At 41.8% G+C, this 16,897-nt stretch carries 16 protein-coding genes and 2 pseudogenes; 8 read left to right on the top strand and 10 right to left on the bottom strand.

Annotation, left to right across the window (positions count from 1 at the left end):
* The first annotated feature begins 35 nt into the window (after nt 1–35).
* The 3 genes from AACU32_RS27825 to AACU32_RS27815 all read left to right on the top strand — a co-directional run bounded on the left by AACU32_RS27825 (nt 36) and on the right by AACU32_RS27815 (nt 4,783).
* Nucleotides 36–422: a thioredoxin family protein gene (locus AACU32_RS27825; protein WP_096604388.1), complete on the top strand. Its 387-nt coding sequence runs from the start codon at nt 36–38 to the stop codon at nt 420–422.
* Between the two features lie 416 nt (nt 423–838).
* A complete protein-coding gene (locus tag AACU32_RS27820; protein ID WP_096604386.1) occupies nt 839–2,938 on the top strand; it encodes an NAD(P)H-quinone oxidoreductase subunit 5 in 2,100 nt (699 codons plus the stop codon).
* A gap of 270 nt (nt 2,939–3,208) precedes the next feature.
* The gene (locus AACU32_RS27815; protein WP_096604384.1) at nt 3,209–4,783 is read left to right on the top strand and encodes an NAD(P)H-quinone oxidoreductase subunit 4; all 1,575 of its coding nucleotides are present in this window, start codon (nt 3,209–3,211) and stop codon (nt 4,781–4,783) included.
* A 208-nt stretch (nt 4,784–4,991) separates the two neighbouring features.
* Here AACU32_RS27815 and AACU32_RS27810 read toward each other — a convergent pair whose 3' ends face one another.
* Nucleotides 4,992–5,591 (bottom strand): hypothetical protein, encoded by a 600-nt coding sequence (locus tag AACU32_RS27810; protein ID WP_096604382.1) that lies wholly within the window; start codon nt 5,589–5,591, stop codon nt 4,992–4,994.
* A gap of 165 nt (nt 5,592–5,756) precedes the next feature.
* On the opposite strand from AACU32_RS27810, the gene AACU32_RS27805 reads away from it, so the two are divergent.
* The 3 genes from AACU32_RS27805 to AACU32_RS27795 all read left to right on the top strand — a co-directional run bounded on the left by AACU32_RS27805 (nt 5,757) and on the right by AACU32_RS27795 (nt 8,611).
* Complete coding sequence (locus tag AACU32_RS27805) at nt 5,757–6,479, top strand: Uma2 family endonuclease (RefSeq protein ID WP_339378328.1); 723 nt, start codon at nt 5,757–5,759, stop codon at nt 6,477–6,479.
* Between the two features lie 110 nt (nt 6,480–6,589).
* Nucleotides 6,590–7,285, top strand: a complete 696-nt coding sequence (locus tag AACU32_RS27800) for a hypothetical protein (protein WP_096604380.1) — start codon at nt 6,590–6,592, stop codon at nt 7,283–7,285.
* A gap of 309 nt (nt 7,286–7,594) precedes the next feature.
* On the top strand, nt 7,595–8,611 hold the full coding sequence (locus tag AACU32_RS27795) for a hypothetical protein (RefSeq protein ID WP_096604378.1): 1,017 nt from the start codon (nt 7,595–7,597) through the stop codon (nt 8,609–8,611).
* 156 nt (nt 8,612–8,767) lie between these two features.
* Here AACU32_RS27795 and AACU32_RS27790 read toward each other — a convergent pair whose 3' ends face one another.
* The 6 genes and pseudogenes from AACU32_RS27790 to AACU32_RS27765 form a co-directional block, all read right to left on the bottom strand.
* Nucleotides 8,768–9,025 carry a BrnA antitoxin family protein gene (locus AACU32_RS27790; protein ID WP_096604376.1) on the bottom strand — a complete coding sequence of 86 codons (258 nt, stop codon included), beginning with the start codon at nt 9,023–9,025 and terminating at the stop codon, nt 8,768–8,770.
* A gap of 16 nt (nt 9,026–9,041) precedes the next feature.
* The gene (locus tag AACU32_RS27785; protein ID WP_339378327.1) at nt 9,042–9,185 is read right to left on the bottom strand and encodes a DUF5615 family PIN-like protein; all 144 of its coding nucleotides are present in this window, start codon (nt 9,183–9,185) and stop codon (nt 9,042–9,044) included.
* A gap of 28 nt (nt 9,186–9,213) precedes the next feature.
* A complete protein-coding gene (locus tag AACU32_RS27780) occupies nt 9,214–9,375 on the bottom strand; it encodes a DUF5615 family PIN-like protein (protein WP_339378326.1) in 162 nt (53 codons plus the stop codon).
* A complete protein-coding gene (locus AACU32_RS27775) occupies nt 9,372–9,602 on the bottom strand; it encodes a DUF433 domain-containing protein (protein WP_096604374.1) in 231 nt (76 codons plus the stop codon). Before AACU32_RS27775 ends, AACU32_RS27780 begins: the two co-directional genes overlap by 4 nt.
* A gap of 240 nt (nt 9,603–9,842) precedes the next feature.
* A pseudogene (locus AACU32_RS27770) lies at nt 9,843–11,141 on the bottom strand (PP2C family protein-serine/threonine phosphatase); the annotation flags it as partial.
* 45 nt (nt 11,142–11,186) lie between these two features.
* Nucleotides 11,187–11,945 (bottom strand): annotated as a pseudogene (locus tag AACU32_RS27765) (serine/threonine protein kinase); the annotation flags it as partial.
* Nucleotides 11,946–12,206: 261 nt separating this feature from the next.
* Here AACU32_RS27765 and AACU32_RS27760 point away from each other — a divergent pair.
* Nucleotides 12,207–12,449 (top strand): CopG family ribbon-helix-helix protein, encoded by a 243-nt coding sequence (locus tag AACU32_RS27760; RefSeq protein ID WP_096604370.1) that lies wholly within the window; start codon nt 12,207–12,209, stop codon nt 12,447–12,449.
* A gap of 8 nt (nt 12,450–12,457) precedes the next feature.
* Here AACU32_RS27760 and AACU32_RS27755 read toward each other — a convergent pair whose 3' ends face one another.
* Both AACU32_RS27755 and AACU32_RS27750 read right to left on the bottom strand, forming a co-directional pair.
* The gene (locus tag AACU32_RS27755; RefSeq protein WP_096604368.1) at nt 12,458–12,736 is read right to left on the bottom strand and encodes a lipopolysaccharide assembly protein LapA domain-containing protein; all 279 of its coding nucleotides are present in this window, start codon (nt 12,734–12,736) and stop codon (nt 12,458–12,460) included.
* Nucleotides 12,737–12,785: 49 nt separating this feature from the next.
* Entirely contained in the window at nt 12,786–14,213 is a 1,428-nt protein-coding gene (locus AACU32_RS27750) for a phosphoglucomutase/phosphomannomutase family protein (protein WP_096608207.1), read from the bottom strand.
* A 105-nt stretch (nt 14,214–14,318) separates the two neighbouring features.
* Here AACU32_RS27750 and AACU32_RS27745 point away from each other — a divergent pair, with 105 nt between their 5' ends.
* A complete protein-coding gene (locus tag AACU32_RS27745) occupies nt 14,319–15,176 on the top strand; it encodes a PD-(D/E)XK nuclease family protein (RefSeq protein ID WP_096604367.1) in 858 nt (285 codons plus the stop codon).
* 43 nt (nt 15,177–15,219) lie between these two features.
* Here the strand turns inward: AACU32_RS27745 and AACU32_RS27740 are convergent, their stop codons facing one another.
* A complete protein-coding gene (locus tag AACU32_RS27740) occupies nt 15,220–16,890 on the bottom strand; it encodes a transglutaminase domain-containing protein (RefSeq protein ID WP_096604366.1) in 1,671 nt (556 codons plus the stop codon).
* Between the last annotated feature and the right edge of the window lie 7 nt (nt 16,891–16,897).

Here is a 16,897-nt window from a genome sequence, read left to right as displayed (position 1 = left end):
GTTTGATATAAAAACCCTATAATTTTAGAGGCGTCATGGTGTTGTCGGTTAGTGAGCGGACATTTACTCAAGAAGTTTTAGAATCTCCTATCCCGGTTTTAGTGAATTTTGAAGCACCTTGGTGTGGCTTGTGCCGCATTATCCAGCCCCTGTTATTGCAATTTCAAGCCCAATGCGGGGAGCAAATTAAATTAGTTGGAGTGAACGCTGACCAAAATTTTAAATTGTCTACGACATATCGACTAAAGTCACTGCCAACTTTACTGTTAATTGAAAATGGCATCATCCAGTATCGTCTTGAGAGTTTTCGTGGCAGAGACGACTTACGTCTAGCTCTAGAAGAGATTAAAGTGAGTTACAGCAAGCGTTATCCAATTTACAGTAACGCCAAAACAGTCGATTTAGGATGTCGCAAATCATAAAAACAGTTAAAAGTCAATACTCAAAATTGAGTATTGTCACTCTTGACCATTAATTTTTAACAATCCATTTGGTAAAGCAAATCTAAAACCAAGCTTAACACCCCACCTAATGACCTCCTGGTGGGGTATTTTATGCTAAAGGGAGTGTGTCACAATTATTAACAGTTCGACCTAGACAGTTGCTTGAGGACGGACAGTTGACTGCAACGGAGATTGCTTTAAAGTGATGATGCGCTAACGCAGTCGCCTATGCTCTAGAAACCGCAATTTTTTGTGGCTTCTCCCAAGGATGACAAGTCTGGCGACCGAACCCACAAAAGCAGTGTCTACACATTTGTCTGTGTGTCCCAGTCTTCTCAAGACCGTCGCTAGCGCTGTCCTAACTTAGTCAAGAATCCTAAAAGTAAGCGTCAGTGATGGAAGTAATCTATCAATATGCCTGGCTGATCCCCGTATTCCCTTTGTTTGGGGCAATGCTGGTCGGTCTAGGATTAATTTCGATAAATCAGGTGACAAACCGCCTCCGACAGCTGAACGCTGCGGTAATTATCTCCCTCATGGGAGCAGCGATGGGGCTGTCGATTACCTTGCTGTGGAGCCAAATTCAAGGACATCCAACTTATGTCCGCACCCTAGAATGGGCAGCAGCAGGGAATTTTCATCTGAGTATGGGCTACACAATCGACCACCTCACAGCAGTGATGCTGGTGATTGTGACCACAGTAGCTTTCTTAGTCATGGTCTATACCGATGGCTACATGTCCCATGATCCGGGCTACGTCAGATTTTATGCCTATCTCAGTTTGTTTGGTTCCTCAATGTTGGGTCTGGTAGTCAGTTCCAACCTCGTGCAGGTTTACGTATTCTGGGAATTAGTCGGGATGTGCTCCTACTTGCTGGTCGGTTTTTGGTACGATCGCAAGTCAGCAGCAGACGCAGCCCAAAAAGCATTTGTCACCAACCGTGTGGGCGACTTCGGTCTCTTACTCGGCATCTTGGGGCTATTTTGGGCAACAGGCAGCTTTGATTTTGGTGTAATGGGCGATCGCCTAGGCGAACTTGTACAATCGGGTTCAATCAGCAATTTCCTCGCTGTCCTGTTGGCGATTTTAGTTTTCCTCGGCCCAGTAGCCAAATCAGCTCAATTTCCGCTCCATGTCTGGCTACCGGATGCGATGGAAGGCCCTACCCCGATTTCGGCCTTAATCCACGCCGCCACAATGGTTGCCGCCGGGGTATTCCTGATTGCCAGGATGTATCCTGTTTTTGAACACGTTCCCGCAGCCATGAACGTCATTGCCTTTACGGGGGCATTTACGGCGTTTTTGGGAGCATCAATTGCTATTACCCAAAATGACATCAAAAAGGGCTTAGCTTACTCCACCATTTCCCAATTGGGTTACATGGTGATGGCAATGGGAGTAGGTTCCTACAGCGCTGGATTATTCCACCTGATGACCCACGCCTATTTCAAGGCGATGCTGTTCTTGGGTTCCGGTTCTGTAATTCACGGTATGGAAGGAGTCGTCGGTCACGACCCCGCATTAGCCCAGGATATGCGCCTCATGGGCGGATTGCGCAAGTATATGCCAGTCACCGGGATTACCTTTTTGATTGGTTGCTTGGCAATTTCTGGTGTGCCACCCTTTGCTGGTTTCTGGTCAAAAGATGAAATTCTCGGCAAAGCCTTTGAAGCTAACCCATTTTTGTGGTTGATTGGCTGGCTAACTGCCGGAATTACTGCTTTCTATATGTTTAGAATGTATTTCATGACATTTGAAGGCAAATTCCGGGGTACTGACGAGAAAATCAAAGACAAGCTGAAGAAAGCTTCGACAATTATCCTGGAATTAGAGTCAGAAGAACCAGCCCCGACTTTTGGGCCTGGCGCGATGAAGAAAGGCGAATTGGCTGCAACTGGCGGACATCACAGCGACCATGACTCTCATGGACATCACAGCGATACTCCCCATGAGTCACCTTGGACAATGACCCTACCTTTGGCAGTTTTAGCCGTGCCTTCGATTTTGATTGGTTTAGTAGGCACACCATACGCCAACTACTTTGAGCAATTCATCTTCCCACCGTCAGAAACCTTGAGTGAAGTACTGGAAAAAGCCGCCGAGTTTAACCCGACGGAATTTTACATTATGGCAGGGGCTTCTGTAGGCATTTCCTTGATTGGGATTACCTTGGCTTCATTGATGTATTTGCGCGGTAAAATCGACCCAGCTGCGATCGCATCCCAAATCAAACCACTTTATCAGCTTTCCCTCAACAAGTGGTACTTTGATGACATTTACCATCGCGTCTTTGTCGTCGGCTTGCGTCGCCTAGCTAGACAAGTCATGGAAGTTGATTTCCGCGTCGTTGATGGTGCTGTTAACCTTACAGGCTTTTTCACCCTTGTGAGTGGTGAAGGACTGAAATACCTAGAAAACGGTCGCGCTCAATTCTATGCCTTAATTATCTTTGGGGCAGTTTTGGGTTTAGTGATTTTCTTTGGTATTACCTAAGTTGAGTTATGAGTGCTGAGTTTTGAGTCCGAAGAGAATTCGGAGTCAGCACTCCTTTAGCGATTCATCACAAGTGATAGCTCAGTATCTTAGTGAATAGTGAAATATTGTGTTTAATAGAGATGAAGGCGGGCTGATCCATTTACCTACCTTCATCTTTCTTCATTTTTGTTAAATCAACCTAACAAGGGAGACCAAATCTCGAAAAAGCTGCTACTTAATAGCTAGTGACTTTTTGCCAAAAACGTTTTTGATTGCAGACGAATTGCGATGAATACAGCTAATTTCCCGTGGCTGACGACGATTATTCTGTTGCCAATAGCCGCGTCGCTACTGATTCCCATCATCCCAGATAAAGACGGCAAAACAGTGCGCTGGTATTCCCTGATTGTAGGGCTGATAGATTTCGCACTGATTGTTTACGCTTTTTATACTGGGTACGATTTCTCAAATCCCGATTTGCAGTTGGTCGAGAGTTACCCCTGGGTACCACAGCTGGATTTGAATTGGTCAGTAGGGGCAGATGGCTTATCAATGCCCCTGATTATTTTGACTGGATTCATTACCACGCTGGCAATTTTAGCAGCCTGGCCTGTAACGTTTAAGCCGAAGTTATTTTACTTCTTGATTCTGGCAATGTATGGCGGTCAGATTGCCGTGTTCGCTGTCCAGGATATGCTGTTATTTTTCCTGGTGTGGGAACTGGAACTAGTGCCAATCTACTTCCTGCTGTCAATTTGGGGGGGCAAAAAGCGGCAATATGCGGCGACAAAGTTTATTTTGTACACCGCTGGCGGGTCGCTGTTTATTTTGCTGTCTGCCCTGACAATGGGATTTTACGGCGATACAGTAACTTTCGATATGCGAGCGATCGCTCTTAAGGACTTCGCTCTCAATTTCCAACTAGCACTATATGCTGGATTTTTGATTGCCTACGCCGTTAAGTTGCCAATCATCCCTTTGCATACCTGGCTCCCAGATGCTCACGGTGAAGCTACAGCCCCGGTGCATATGTTATTGGCTGGTATTCTCCTAAAAATGGGTGGTTACGCCTTAATTCGGATGAATGCCCAAATGCTACCCGATGCCCACGCTTATTTTGCGCCCGTCTTAGTGGTATTGGGGGTGGTGAATATCATCTACGCCGCCCTGACATCCTTTGCCCAGCGTAACCTGAAGCGGAAAATCGCCTACTCCTCAATTTCCCACATGGGCTTTGTCACCATTGGTATTGCCTCCTTCACAGATTTGGGATTAAGTGGGGCAGTATTACAAATGGTTTCCCACGGTTTGATTGGGGCAAGTTTGTTCTTTCTGGTCGGTGCAACTTATGACCGGACACATACCCTGATGTTGGATGAAATGGGTGGTGTCGGCAAGAAGATGCGGAAAATTTTCGCTATGTTTACTGCCTGTTCAATGGCTTCTTTAGCTTTGCCAGGAATGAGCGGTTTCGTAGCAGAATTAATGGTGTTTGTAGGCTTTGCTACCAGCGATGCATATAACTCCACATTTAAAGTCATCGTGGTATTCTTGATGGCAGTTGGTGTAATTTTAACGCCAATTTATTTGCTCTCAATGTTACGCGAAATTTTCTACGGTCAAGAGAACGAAGAATTAGTTTCTCACCAAGCATTGATAGACGCAGAACCTCGTGAAGTCTTTATCATTGCCTGTTTGTTGGTACCAATTATTGGTATTGGTTTCTATCCAAAATTGCTGACTCAAATGTATGACTCCACAACAGTGCAGTTAACAGCAAGATTGCGTAATTCAGTGCCAACATTAGCACAGCAAAAAGAAGTACCAAAAGTTTCTTTAGTTGCGCCGGAAATTGGTAATTAGGACAAAATTAATAGTTGCTATGACTATTAATTTTAGGGCGGGTTATACACCCGCTCTTTTTTATTGCGCTTTGCGTGTCATTTGTTAGTTGTCAGTTGTCAGTTGTTTTTAGATCTTGTCTAATATCCAGATCAATGTTGGGTTTCGTTCCTCAACCCAACCTACAAGACCTCAACCCCTACAACCGATAATTGAGAATCGCTATAATTCATAATTTAATAAAACTACTTAAGATTCCCAAAATGTTACCAACATCACTCAGGAAATATTCATTTAAATCAATCTCGATTATTTGCCCAGTGAGTCGCATAAATTTCCAGTTAGTGCCTGTAGTGACAGTACCATAAATTGTCTCAATTTCATTGCCTTTCTGTTGGTTAAATAATTGTGCAGCGATCATTTCTGCTATGCATTGTCCTAAGCCAGATTGAATGTTGTCATTTTTAGCTTCAACTAAGGTAACAACTGGCGCTTTAATAATTATTTGTTCTGGAGATTTACTAATGAGGTAATCACAAAAACCTGTTAATCCTTTTTCAGGACTAACATTAAATTCACGTCCAGAAAATAAACTGATTTTATTTTGAAACTGTTCTTTTAATTCAAATAGTATTGGTGTCAATATTAACTCAGAGCGTGATTTTTCAGTGCCAATAGCTAAAGCCAAGGGTATATATTTTTTGAGCGTTTGCGCTAAAAAACTACTGTACTCTAGAGAAGGTATATCAGCAAAAATCCCTACAGATTCTTGAATGGTAATGCCAAAGGTGGTCTCAATAGTTTCTAGACTGAATTGACTGTATGACATTTGACAATATTTTTATAAAATTAGATAGTGCTGCTATCTAGCTTGATTTTAACTAAAACCTCAAATTTGCTTAGAATATCAACAACAAGACCGTGGACTATTTACAAGCCTCACTAGAATTCATTGGCGAAAATCCATCTAGAATCAGCATTTGGCATACCGCTCATGTTAAACTACAACCCGTTACATTGTTTGCCATCTTCCGAAGAATTACCCAACTCTGATGATACCCCTGTGGATAATCAATTACAGCATCTCATCCCTGCACTGCTCGAAAGTATACTGGCTCTGATCTGGTCAGAAAGTTGGGATTGGTTTTTTGGTGTCAATATGGGTATTTATTATGACGCTAACCAGCCAGCTCTTGTCCCTGATGGATTTCTGAGTTTGGGAGTTAAGCGCTTCGTTGATGAATACTTACGCTTGAGTTATGTATTATGGGAAGAAAATCAATTGCCAATTTTGGTACTAGAAGTTGTTTCCCAAGTAGATCGGGGAGAATACAGTAGTAAGAAAGAATTTTATGCCAAAAAGCTAGGTATTTTATACTACGTTATCTACAATCCTTTCCGCCGCAAAAAGCCGCCTTTGGAAGTTTATCGCCTTGTGGATGGTGAATATTTACTGATGTCAGGTAGTCCGGTTTGGTTACCAGAAATTGGTTTAGGAATTGGGCGAGAACGGGGAATTTATCAAGGGATTGCACGGGAGTGGTTGTACTGGTATGACGAGGAAGGACAAAGGTTACTTACAGCAGAAGAACGCATCCAGGAAGCCGAAGAACAAATGAATTTTGAAGCACAGCGGCGTTTTGCAGCGGAACAACGGGCGCGAATATTGGAAGCAAAGTTGAAAGATTTAGGTGTGGAACCGGAAAATTTAGTTTGAAATTGGGACTAAATTTGTTAATTAGCTTGATGATGCGGGAATTATATCTGTAAAGGAAATAATCACTTGGCGGCGGCCAAAATCTCTTTACAAAAACCATCATCAAAGCTATGAAAGTCAAATTAGGGTTCGGCTCTATCCCTAAGCCTCAATATGTTTTTGTCAGTAAAGAAAGCGACCACTGTTGGTATATGTTATCTGATGAGCAAAGGCAAATACCAATTTATGACAGAGCATTGACTGGGTTAATCACAGGAATAGAAGTTAACAAAAAAGTGGAAACTTCCTATGGAGAAGCTGAAAAAACTGATTTGCATATTTTGGCAGAGAGACCTTATGTTGTGCGCTCAGGAAGTGAATCTTACTTTTCCAAAAGTTTGTTACTATCACTTGATATTTTGACTGATGAACAGTTACTTCAACCTCTGACCATTGCAGTTAGTCCTGGTGATAAAACAATTGTATTCTGTACAATTTATAATCCCGTCACGTTTCGTTCTGTAGGTGTGAGTTGGGATGGGCATAAAGAAATAGATTGGCAAGCTTTAGGTCAAAAGGTCAGTCTTAAAATAAATAATTTGCCAAATATAAATTTCAAGCATAAAGAAATATCTACTAATACAAATATATCGGAAATTCGTGCAGGTTTTATTGCTCAAAGTGATACATATTTAGCACAATTAAATTGGTCACCAGAGCAAGGAAGAGAGTATTTGCAGCAGAAATACGGTAAGCGATCGCGTCACCATCTCTCTGAGACAGAACTACTGGAATTTATTGATTTTCTCAGGCTACAACTAACCTAAAGAATAGTTCTCAGTGTCATGGATTGTCGTCTAGGGTGGGGTTTCCCCGCCCCTACATGCGCATGATTTTTCATAAGTACTAATACTTAAATCGCTACATGGTATTAGAGTACAAATACTCAATTTACATGCGCGGATTTTGCGATCGCCCACACCAATTCATCTTTCATAGCAGTCTCAAATTTCTGTTCTTTTCGTGTTGATTAGCTGGGGTATTGGGGAAATATAAGTATAAGAGTATGCCTGAATTACTAAGTATGGTATCTCTGGAAAGAAAAACTCACCACTAATCACGCCCAGGAGTGCTTTATGCTGCAACTTTTGTTGAGTACTTTTGCTTTAGGTAGTGCTTCTTTAGGAGCTTTTGCAGGTGTTAGGGCAATTTCTAATATTGATAAGACTAAGAAAAATTTTAAAAATCAAGAAAAACTCTACGATGCGGCTTTTCAAACATTTAATGATGAATTAAATCTTACTAAGAATCTGGCAGAAAATTATATTAAACTTCGATGTGAGGTTTTATACATTATAGAACGCTTAGTTAAGGTTTTAAAACATAACAATGTAAATGTTAACTCTAGCGAAAGCTCTCTACAGCCGTTTCCGGAATTTGCAGAAATGCTAGCTAATAATGTTGATTCAGGAGCAGAATATGAAAGTGTAATGAATCTGACAAACTCTCTCAAAACAGCAGTAAAAGAAGTGATTTATCAAAAAATAACTGCTCAAAAAAATTATACTTTAACTTTAAATTTGGTGAATAATGGCGCAATTTCTCTCACTGGTGGAGGCGTATTTATTGGCTCCTTACTTGCATCTGGTCAGATTGCAGTCAGTCCAGTTGTGCTAATTAGCGGCTTTTTGATTAAGCGTGAGTTAGATAAGGCTGTGACAAAAGTAAGCGAGTATGAAGGTGAAGTGAATACTGCTATTGCAAAAATTCACTCTACAACTAATTATATGCAACAGTTACGACAAAAGATTACTGATTGTATCAGTAATTTACAATCTCTACATGAATCGATTGATGAGTTAATCAATAGCCATCAATTAGCTATCTTTGTTAGAGAAAAACCTCAGGAAGCTGCTGCTTGGTTGCCATATCTAATCAGCTTAGTTGATTGCAATGGTATAGCTGAAAACGTGCAGAATTTAATGCCAGCAATCGAATTTTTTATCAATACTTTGACAGAGAAAATTTTAGATACAGAAGGCAAGCTAAACCATACCAATGTACCTATTAAGGAAAATTATCGGAATCCTTTTTTAGTAGGAGTAGATGAAATAGCTGCGATAAATATTGAGCAATATTTAATAGCAGTTTAATATAGCAGTCCTAAATCATTCGTCAAAAATTAGATCCCCGACTTCTTAAAGAAGTCGGGGATCTGCACAGCGCGAATTTTCACAAATTATATAAGATTGCTATATACTCAAGCGATCGCTCATTTTTTATCTAATGATGTGTAGGCGATCGCTACCTCATTTTCCCATGCGCTCCAGTTCCTCTCGCAAAACTCGCCGTAATATTTCTTCTAATGGTTCACGACGCTGCTGAATGTACTCATGCAATGCATCGTTAATTAGAGTTTGGTAATTTCCCCCACCTGCTGCGTTAACTTGCTCACGAAACCATGCCAGTATTTCATCATCTAAGCGAATTGTAATTCTGGTTTTTCCTGGTGGTGTAGGCTCGATTGCTCCCCGCTTGCCTTGGCTAAAATCATACTCAGTTTCCATAAGATGCTTTTCAAGTCTAATACAGTGTCAAAACTCCCAAATTTGGTTTTTTTTCAAAGGCTTGGATATCCTCTAAATGCGATCGCAAAATTTCTTCAATCTGACTAGTTGAACAATTACCACGACGAATCCAAATTACTTTGGGGGGAAATCCTCGCAAAACGCTCAATTCATTAAAATCAGCATCTCTAGGTTACAACAGTAAATCCAGTTTGTTGAGCATACTCCCACACACTTCGATCATCTGCTCGATCCAAACCTAAGATAAAAACATGCTGAGAATTTGGGTAAATATCAGCAAGTATATCTACTAACCGAGGTGATAAGTTATGGTCAAATAGTAACTTCATGCTTGCATTGTCAGCATTTGCTGTTCTCTATCAGCCGCATAGCTTAGGCAAGCTAAAATATCTTCTTGTGTTAAATAAGGAAAGTCATTCAGCACTTCCTCGTATGTCATACCAGAAGCAAGATATGACAAAACATCATATACAGTAATTCTCATACCTCGAATACAAGCCTTACCGCCTCGCTTTCCTGGTTCAATCGTAATAATGTCTTGGTAATTTACAGTCATAAGACTAAACAAACTTAGTTAATTGAAAAACTTGTGATTAGTCATCACTTTTTAACCTAGCACTACTTGAAGCTAAACTTCAGCGATCGCTCATTTTTTATGGCTCAGAAGTTTAGGTATTTTCAAGCGATCGCTCACTAAACCTACTCAGAAGGAGTATCACTTTGTCCACTAAAAAGGCCACCATTTAGGCTTTGACGAAACTTTAGACGTTTTAATTGAGATGGTTGGGGAAAAGGCTGTGGTTGAAAAACTTTCGGGAATGACTGCATTCACGACTACTTCTGGCTCAGTATATTTGACTTGATAGTGTACTAAAGCGATGGTGACATTATCATGCCCATTTTTGGTATTGGCGATTTCTACTAATCTTTCCGCAACACTGGCTACATCTGTTCCCGCATTGAGAATTGGCAAGATTTCTGTTTCCCAATAATCTTCTATCCTGTCAAAATCACTTAAGCCATCGGATGTCAGTAAGAAAACAGCATCTTCGTCGAGAATAAACCGCTGGGAGGTGGGATGGAGTGATGTACTCGAACTCATCCCTAAAGCCTGTACCAGAGAACCTGAACCACTCTGTTGTACGGCTTCCCGATAGATAGAATACCCTAACCTGACTTCGCGGGAGGCAACATCATCATCTAGGGTAACTTGATAACAACCTTGGCGGGTAATCCAATAGGCACGACTATCACCGACATGAGTAATATACATTTCATGGGCAATGGGCAATGCCATCACCAGAGTTGTGCCCATGCGTTGATGACCTTGGCGATTTTCGTAGTCGTTGCGCTGGCTGATTTTGTCATTCGCAATTGCTACAGCGGATTCTAAGTCATTTAGCAGCAGTGAAGGGTCTATATGCTCTGGGGGAACTTTTGCCAGTTGCTGTAATTGCTGTTGAATTGTTTCAATCGCAAAAGCTGATGCTACTCTCCCGCCTTCTTGTTCACTCATACCATCGCAGACAATAGCAAAGGTGATGAATTGAGGCGGTTTAGTTACTAAAGTCCCACTAAGAGGATAACAAGCATCTTCATTTCGTTGGCAGCTGGGGCCGGTATCAGTTTTAGTAAAAATTTTAATAGTAGACGTTTGCGATCGCCCTAATTGAGCTAATCCTTGATCTAACACTGCGATTAATTGTTCAGCTGAATTAATCTCTTGTGAAATTAAGGAACTAGTAATGTTCTGAATAAATTCAGCAATAGCTGGTTTCGCTGCTTTGGGTAACTGCTGCCAAAGTTTACCTAATTCGCTTAAGCTTGGTGTTGTCTCTGAGTCAGAATGCAATTCCAACAAGCGTACTAACGTGCCTTCTACCCTAATTAAATCGGGTTTGAGTAAGCTAGTAGCTACACCCTCACTTAACAGCGGTTGCCAAAGATTCGCTAACTGCCACAGCCAGTGAAGTTGACGCATTGAATTAGCATTACCCCAAGCTGTAATTAAATCGGGGCAAAGTTGCACTTGTTGTCTCCTGCTATCGACAACGACTGGGGGTTTTTCTAAAAGTAATATTTCTTGCTGGGAGCGTCTATATAAATCCAACCAGTCTTGTATTCTCTGAGGACGCTTTGTGGCTTCTAAAGCCATACCTTGCCATATTGCTTGATTCACTCTATCGCTGATGCGGGAATTTATCTGTTGGGGTTGTTTGAAAGGTGCATTTAAAGCTCTATAAGGAGCAGCAATAGGCCGAGTTTTCGTCAACAGATAATATAGAGTCGCAGCTAGGGCATAAACATCAGTGTATTCACCCCATCTACCTTCTTCAAAATATTGTTCTGGTGGTGCAAATCCGTGGGTAAGCCCAACAGTTAACTGCTGGGTGAAATCTGGAATAAAACCCCGTGCTAAACCAAAGTCAATCAGAATTGCTTCAGAATTAGTGGAACGCACCATAATATTAGACGGCTTGATATCCCGATGCAACAAGCCTTTCTCATGAACAACAGTCAGTGCTTCGCCAATTTGCCAGATATAGCGCAGTGCTTCTGCTTCTCTTAGAATACCTTGGTTAGTAACAAGTTTTTCTAAGTCTTCTCCTTCAATGTACTCCATGACCATACATGGCAAATTTCTCTCTTTGAAGAAGTCTTCTATTTGAACAATATTAGTATGACGGCAATTAGATAATTGTATTATTTCTTCAAGAAATTTTTCTCGATACCAGTCTATCCGGGAATCAGCTAACATTTCATCTCTTAAAGTTTTGATGACAATGCGACTCCCTTTTTTGTTTTTAGCAAGATAGGTTACACCTAATCCACCTTCACCTAGTTTCTTTTCGACGATGTAGCGAGCGCCATACAACTTCTCTCCAGATGCCCAAGCCATCTTAATATACTCCTGAGATGCTTGTTTCAAGTTTAATTGGAAAATATATATATCAGTTATGATACTGTGTTCTATTGCGAAGTATTACAAAATACTGCAATGTAATAATTAAGTAGGTAGGCACCAATCAACCTAACTATGTAACGAAATGTAAATTTTCTGAAATCCTTGCGATTGTTAGGTTTCACTTTGTTCAACTGGCAATTTCATACTTGTAAATTTTCCCATCGACGTACTTATGTACAATAATCGAAGAGAACGATGACCAAAGAAAACATTACCTTTCACATAGATAGCGATAAGAAGATTGCACTTGATGCTATTGCCGCAGGAATAAACCGCGATCGCAGTTACGTATTGAATGAGGCAATAGACGCTTATCTAGAGATGCATCAGTGGAAAATAAAGGAGATTATAAACGGAATCGCTGAAGCCGAAATAGCAGATTTTGCCAGTAATGAGGAAGTACAAGCAACTTTTGCAAAACTCATCCATACAAATTAATTTATCGCTCAAAAATCTTCATCATCAACGAAAAATTCGGCATCTTCATCAAACCGAGAATTAACCTTTCGAGAATCAGCAACACCCCACAAAGGTTGCAGCACTGTGATAGCAACTAATCCCACACAAACACAAAAAGCTAGTACTAAACCTACTGGTATTTGAATTGATTGGAATGATAAAAATTTTAACCGTACTAGTGTGGCGTTTTGGACTGAGATGAGCGCGATCGCCATTACCCAGACAGCTATTACTACAGATATTAAAAATTTACTAATACTTTTCATAATTATTTACACCCCTCTCCGTCTGGGAAGAGGGGTTAGGGTGATGGTTTTACTTCAGTTTAGCGATCGCACTTTCCATTTCTTGGGCGATTTGGGTGAGTTTTTCCGGTGAGTGGGTTTCTAGATAAACACGTACTAGGGGTTCTGTACCGGAGGGACGCAGTAATATCCAACTTCCTTCTTCTAAGTAAAGTTTAATTCCGTCTTTGCGACCGACTTCTTTAACTTTAATTCCCGCCACTTCTGTGGGTGGATTTTTGGTGAAGGAGTCGATGACGGCTGTTTTATGGGCTTCGGTGAGATGTAAGTCTAGGCGATTATTGTAAAGCGGGCCATCAGCTTCGGCGATCGCTTCTTTGACTAATTGACTCAAAGGCTTACCTTCATAGGCGATCGCTTCTGCAACTAGCATATCGGCTAAAACGCCATCTTTTTCGGGAATATGCCCGATTACGCTTAAACCGCCGGATTCTTCACCACCAATTAATACGGTGGTTTCCCGCATTTTTTCACCGATGTATTTAAAGCCTACTGCTGTTTCATAAATTGGCAGCCCGTATTTAGCTGCAAAATTATCTAATAGGTGGGTTGTAGCGACAGTGCGGACAATAGCGCCAGTTTTGCCTTTATTTTTAATTAAATGGCGTGCTAGCAATAGCAGCACAGTGTTTGGGGTAAGAACATTGCCTTGTTCATCGACAATCCCAAAGCGATCGCTATCGCCATCTGTTGCTAATCCTAAATCTGCTTGATCGGCGCGTACAGCTTCAACTAACTCTACCAGTTGCTCGCCTTTAGGTTCTGGCATTCCACCGCCAAACAACACATCTCGCCAAGTGTGAAAACTTTCTAGCTGCACACCACATTGTTGCAAAACTTCATCTAAATAACCGCGAGAAGTTGAATACAAAGCATCGTATTTTACCTTCAATTGGGCTTTTTTGATGGTTTCAACATCAATTAGGGTGTAGAGAAATTGCAGATAATCGGGTTTCGGATCGAAAATAGAAATAGAACCCGATGGGCTGCTACTTGGTGGCGCATCTGATGCACTTTCAATATTTGCCACAATAGTATCAGTAATCTCAGGTGTGGCAGGGCCAGCATAGTCAGGGATATATTTAATCCCACAGTAGGGTGCAGGATTATGGCTTGCCGTAAACATCAACGCCCCTGCTGAATTTAGGAGACGGGCGTTATAGGCGATTACTGGTGTGGGGCAATCCCGATTAGTTACTTTTACCGTCCAACCCAAGTCTGCCAAGACTTGGGCGGCTGTTTGGGCAAACTGGTCAGCTAAAAATCGAGTATCGTAGGCTACAAGAACAGGCCTGTCTTTTGTATAGGCTGTTTCCAGGTAGCTAGCGATCGCTCTTGTAACTTTCCTCACATTGGGGAAAGTAAAATCGTCGGCGATAATTCCTCGCCAGCCATCAGTACCAAATTGAATTTTGCTGGATTTGCTACTAGCGCTCATTGATGCCTCAGTCTCCCTTCCAACTTCGTTACTATAGGAAGCTTCGCGCAAAGCGTGCGTAGCCGCAAGTATCTCCATCGTTATTTTTCTCACTGCTTGTTAGCGATGTCAATCCCCGACCGACCTTTTGCCAGTTATCACCTTTGGTCTTTAGTTGCCCCAGCGACAGGGCAAGAACGCTGGCATTGCCAGATGAGACGGGGGTTTGTCAAAGCGCGTCAGCATGAGCCACAAGTTAAGGCACTCTTAGGCAAAGCGACTGCACCCCAGCGCATTGGTATCCTCGCCCAAAAAGGGGTTTATGAATTTCATCATCATCGACATCTATTAAAGCAATCGGATGGTGTCGATCAAGTCGCCCAGATACTGCAATTAAGCCATACCGATCATGAAGTTCAACAGCGGGTGCGGCAAATCTTGCAAAAATATCACAACGCGCCTTTGCTGTTGAATAAAAATATCCTCCAATTAACTCCGGGGGATGAAGGCTTCCCGAAACCAATTTTAATTGACCAGGATGATTATTGCTTCCGTTTATATGCGGCGATGGATTGTGTCTTTATTGATAGCGATCGCACTTTGCATATCTTAGATTTTAAAACGGGTAAAGCTGCCTTTGACCAGCGACAAGCTTTAGTTTATCTTTTAGCTGCCCGTTATCTTTACCCCGGACATGAAGCTGTGGCATCGTTCTATAATTTAGAACTTTGTAAAAAATCAGAATTAATCCGCATTAATCATCACGAGTTAGCATCCTTAGAATTTGAATTAGCTCACATTGCCCAAAGACATCAGCAAGATTTACAAAAATATCACCAAGAAACGGAAGATTTCAGTAAAATATTCCCCCCAAATCCCGGTTCGCACTGCCGCTTTTGCCCATTTCGCTCTATCTGTGATTTTGCGGACTTGAAACAGCCTCAAGCTCACTCTATGCCTATTTTAAGGGTGAATGGGGGATGAGGGGGACAAGGGAGACAAGGGGGACAAATGCCCAATGCCCACTTTAAAACGGCGGCAATTCTTTAAGAATTGTAAACCGAATATGATTAATTGCTAGGTCGCCAATGGCAATATCTTCTTTGGTGAGACGTTCACCTCCACTGGAAATGCTTTCAAAAGTGATACCTTTGCCAATTTCAATGTGATACCAGCATAAACCCATAAAAAAGCGTGTGGGATAGGGGCCGGCATTCCCGACATCATCAGGGTTAGATTCCATTGGTAACCAGCCGATATTCGGGATGTAGAACTCTAACCAAACATGGTTAAAGTCTGGTTGTAGGGGTATGCCTTGAAGTTCGCCATTAGGTGGACATTTATACCTGCCTACTGTGCGGCAGGGAATGCCATTCAAACGACACAGTGCTAGCAAAACGCCCACATATTCACCACAGGAACCTACTCCCCGTTCTAAAACAATATCCGGCGTATCAATGTAAGGTTTAATACCATAAGATAATTCATCGTACACATAATTGCGGATGCTGTACATTTTCCGCAACAGATTGGTTTCTGAACCTGCTGCATCCCTAGCTGCATGGCGGACAATGCTTGTATCCATTGCTAAATCATCATCATCCACTAAGTAGCGGCTTTCAAATTCTGATGAAAGTTCGGGAATATTTTCGACATCTTTGGGGGTGATGCGATATTTAATTCCGCGCACTTCTAAAGTCGCTTTCCAGCCAAATATATGGCGTTCGCCGGGGGTGAGGGTATCAAATTTAAACACTGCTACCCGTTGTCCATCGATCACTTCTTCTGTAAAAGGTAGACCAATAGGTTCAACGTGTTTGACTTTTTGGCGTTCGGTTTCCGATGGTAAAGCTATCCGCCACTCTAAATTTGTTAAATACACCTCTTCTAAAGGTGCAATTTCCTCAGCATAGGACATTTCGATCAGGTAGCCATTGGAAAGGGCGTAGCGTTTCTCTGGCTCGTAATGATAATACAGGGGATGAATGAAAGTGCGATCGCGGTATGTTAGCTCATGACTGGGATCAGCATTGGGGTTATCCCGAATATAAGGCTCTTCTGAGGCATAAGCGACATAAAGATTTTCTTTGCCTGTTTCGCCATCTTTATGTACAGCTATACCTGTAGGCGAGTCAAAGGGTGTGAGGACAGTGAATTGAATTTCTCCAGTAGCCCGATCGAGGGAATAAACTGTTTGTTCTGTGCGATCGCTTACCCACAAAGTATCCTGACTAACTGCCAAATTTTCTAAACCGACTCCAGGCGCATAAAACCTGGTAATTTCTTTGCGGCTATCGGATTCATAAATCAAGATATAGCCTAGCTTTTGGCAGCTGATATAAACTGTTGATTCCCAAACAGCAACACCATCAGCCGGATAAGGCAATGTCACAAAATGCTCTAGACCTAAAGAATTCAGTTGGCAGCGATATACACTGTTACCACGAGTTACCCAAAGGGTGTCCTCCCATACTGCTAGACCTGTGACTTCAGTAAATTCCTTGACTTGGTGCGGATTGAGAATTTTGCTGTTGTCTGATATTGGGTCAATTTCTAGCAGATGTCCTTTAATAGTATCAATAGCAATGAGTCTATCTTGAATGAAAGCAATACCACTTAATGCGGCAGCAGTTAGCGGTCGAATTGTTCTTTGCCCAAACATATCGCTAACGGTCATACTGGGAAGAGGGAAACTCATATTAAGC

The sequence above is a fragment of the Calothrix sp. NIES-2100 genome, from assembly GCF_963875285.1.
GTDB lineage: Bacteria > Cyanobacteriota > Cyanobacteriia > Cyanobacteriales > Nostocaceae > Aulosira.
The sequence above is the reverse complement of the archived record's forward strand: the minus strand, read 5'-3'. Positions and strand labels throughout refer to the sequence as shown.

Coding starts and splice junctions, on each gene's coding strand:
- AACU32_RS27825 (WP_096604388.1), top strand. CDS start 36: ATGGTGTTGTCGGTTAGTGAGCGGACATTTACTCAAGAAGTTTTAGAA.
- AACU32_RS27820 (WP_096604386.1), top strand. CDS start 839: ATGGAAGTAATCTATCAATATGCCTGGCTGATCCCCGTATTCCCTTTG.
- AACU32_RS27815 (WP_096604384.1), top strand. CDS start 3,209: ATGAATACAGCTAATTTCCCGTGGCTGACGACGATTATTCTGTTGCCA.
- AACU32_RS27810 (WP_096604382.1), bottom strand. CDS start 5,591: ATGTCATACAGTCAATTCAGTCTAGAAACTATTGAGACCACCTTTGGC.
- AACU32_RS27805 (WP_339378328.1), top strand. CDS start 5,757: ATGTTAAACTACAACCCGTTACATTGTTTGCCATCTTCCGAAGAATTA.
- AACU32_RS27800 (WP_096604380.1), top strand. CDS start 6,590: ATGAAAGTCAAATTAGGGTTCGGCTCTATCCCTAAGCCTCAATATGTT.
- AACU32_RS27795 (WP_096604378.1), top strand. CDS start 7,595: ATGCTGCAACTTTTGTTGAGTACTTTTGCTTTAGGTAGTGCTTCTTTA.
- AACU32_RS27790 (WP_096604376.1), bottom strand. CDS start 9,025: ATGGAAACTGAGTATGATTTTAGCCAAGGCAAGCGGGGAGCAATCGAG.
- AACU32_RS27780 (WP_339378326.1), bottom strand. CDS start 9,375: ATGAAGTTACTATTTGACCATAACTTATCACCTCGGTTAGTAGATATA.
- AACU32_RS27775 (WP_096604374.1), bottom strand. CDS start 9,602: ATGACTGTAAATTACCAAGACATTATTACGATTGAACCAGGAAAGCGA.
- AACU32_RS27760 (WP_096604370.1), top strand. CDS start 12,207: ATGACCAAAGAAAACATTACCTTTCACATAGATAGCGATAAGAAGATT.
- AACU32_RS27755 (WP_096604368.1), bottom strand. CDS start 12,736: ATGAAAAGTATTAGTAAATTTTTAATATCTGTAGTAATAGCTGTCTGG.
- AACU32_RS27750 (WP_096608207.1), bottom strand. CDS start 14,213: ATGAGCGCTAGTAGCAAATCCAGCAAAATTCAATTTGGTACTGATGGC.
- AACU32_RS27745 (WP_096604367.1), top strand. CDS start 14,319: ATGTCAATCCCCGACCGACCTTTTGCCAGTTATCACCTTTGGTCTTTA.
- AACU32_RS27740 (WP_096604366.1), bottom strand. CDS start 16,890: ATGAGTTTCCCTCTTCCCAGTATGACCGTTAGCGATATGTTTGGGCAA.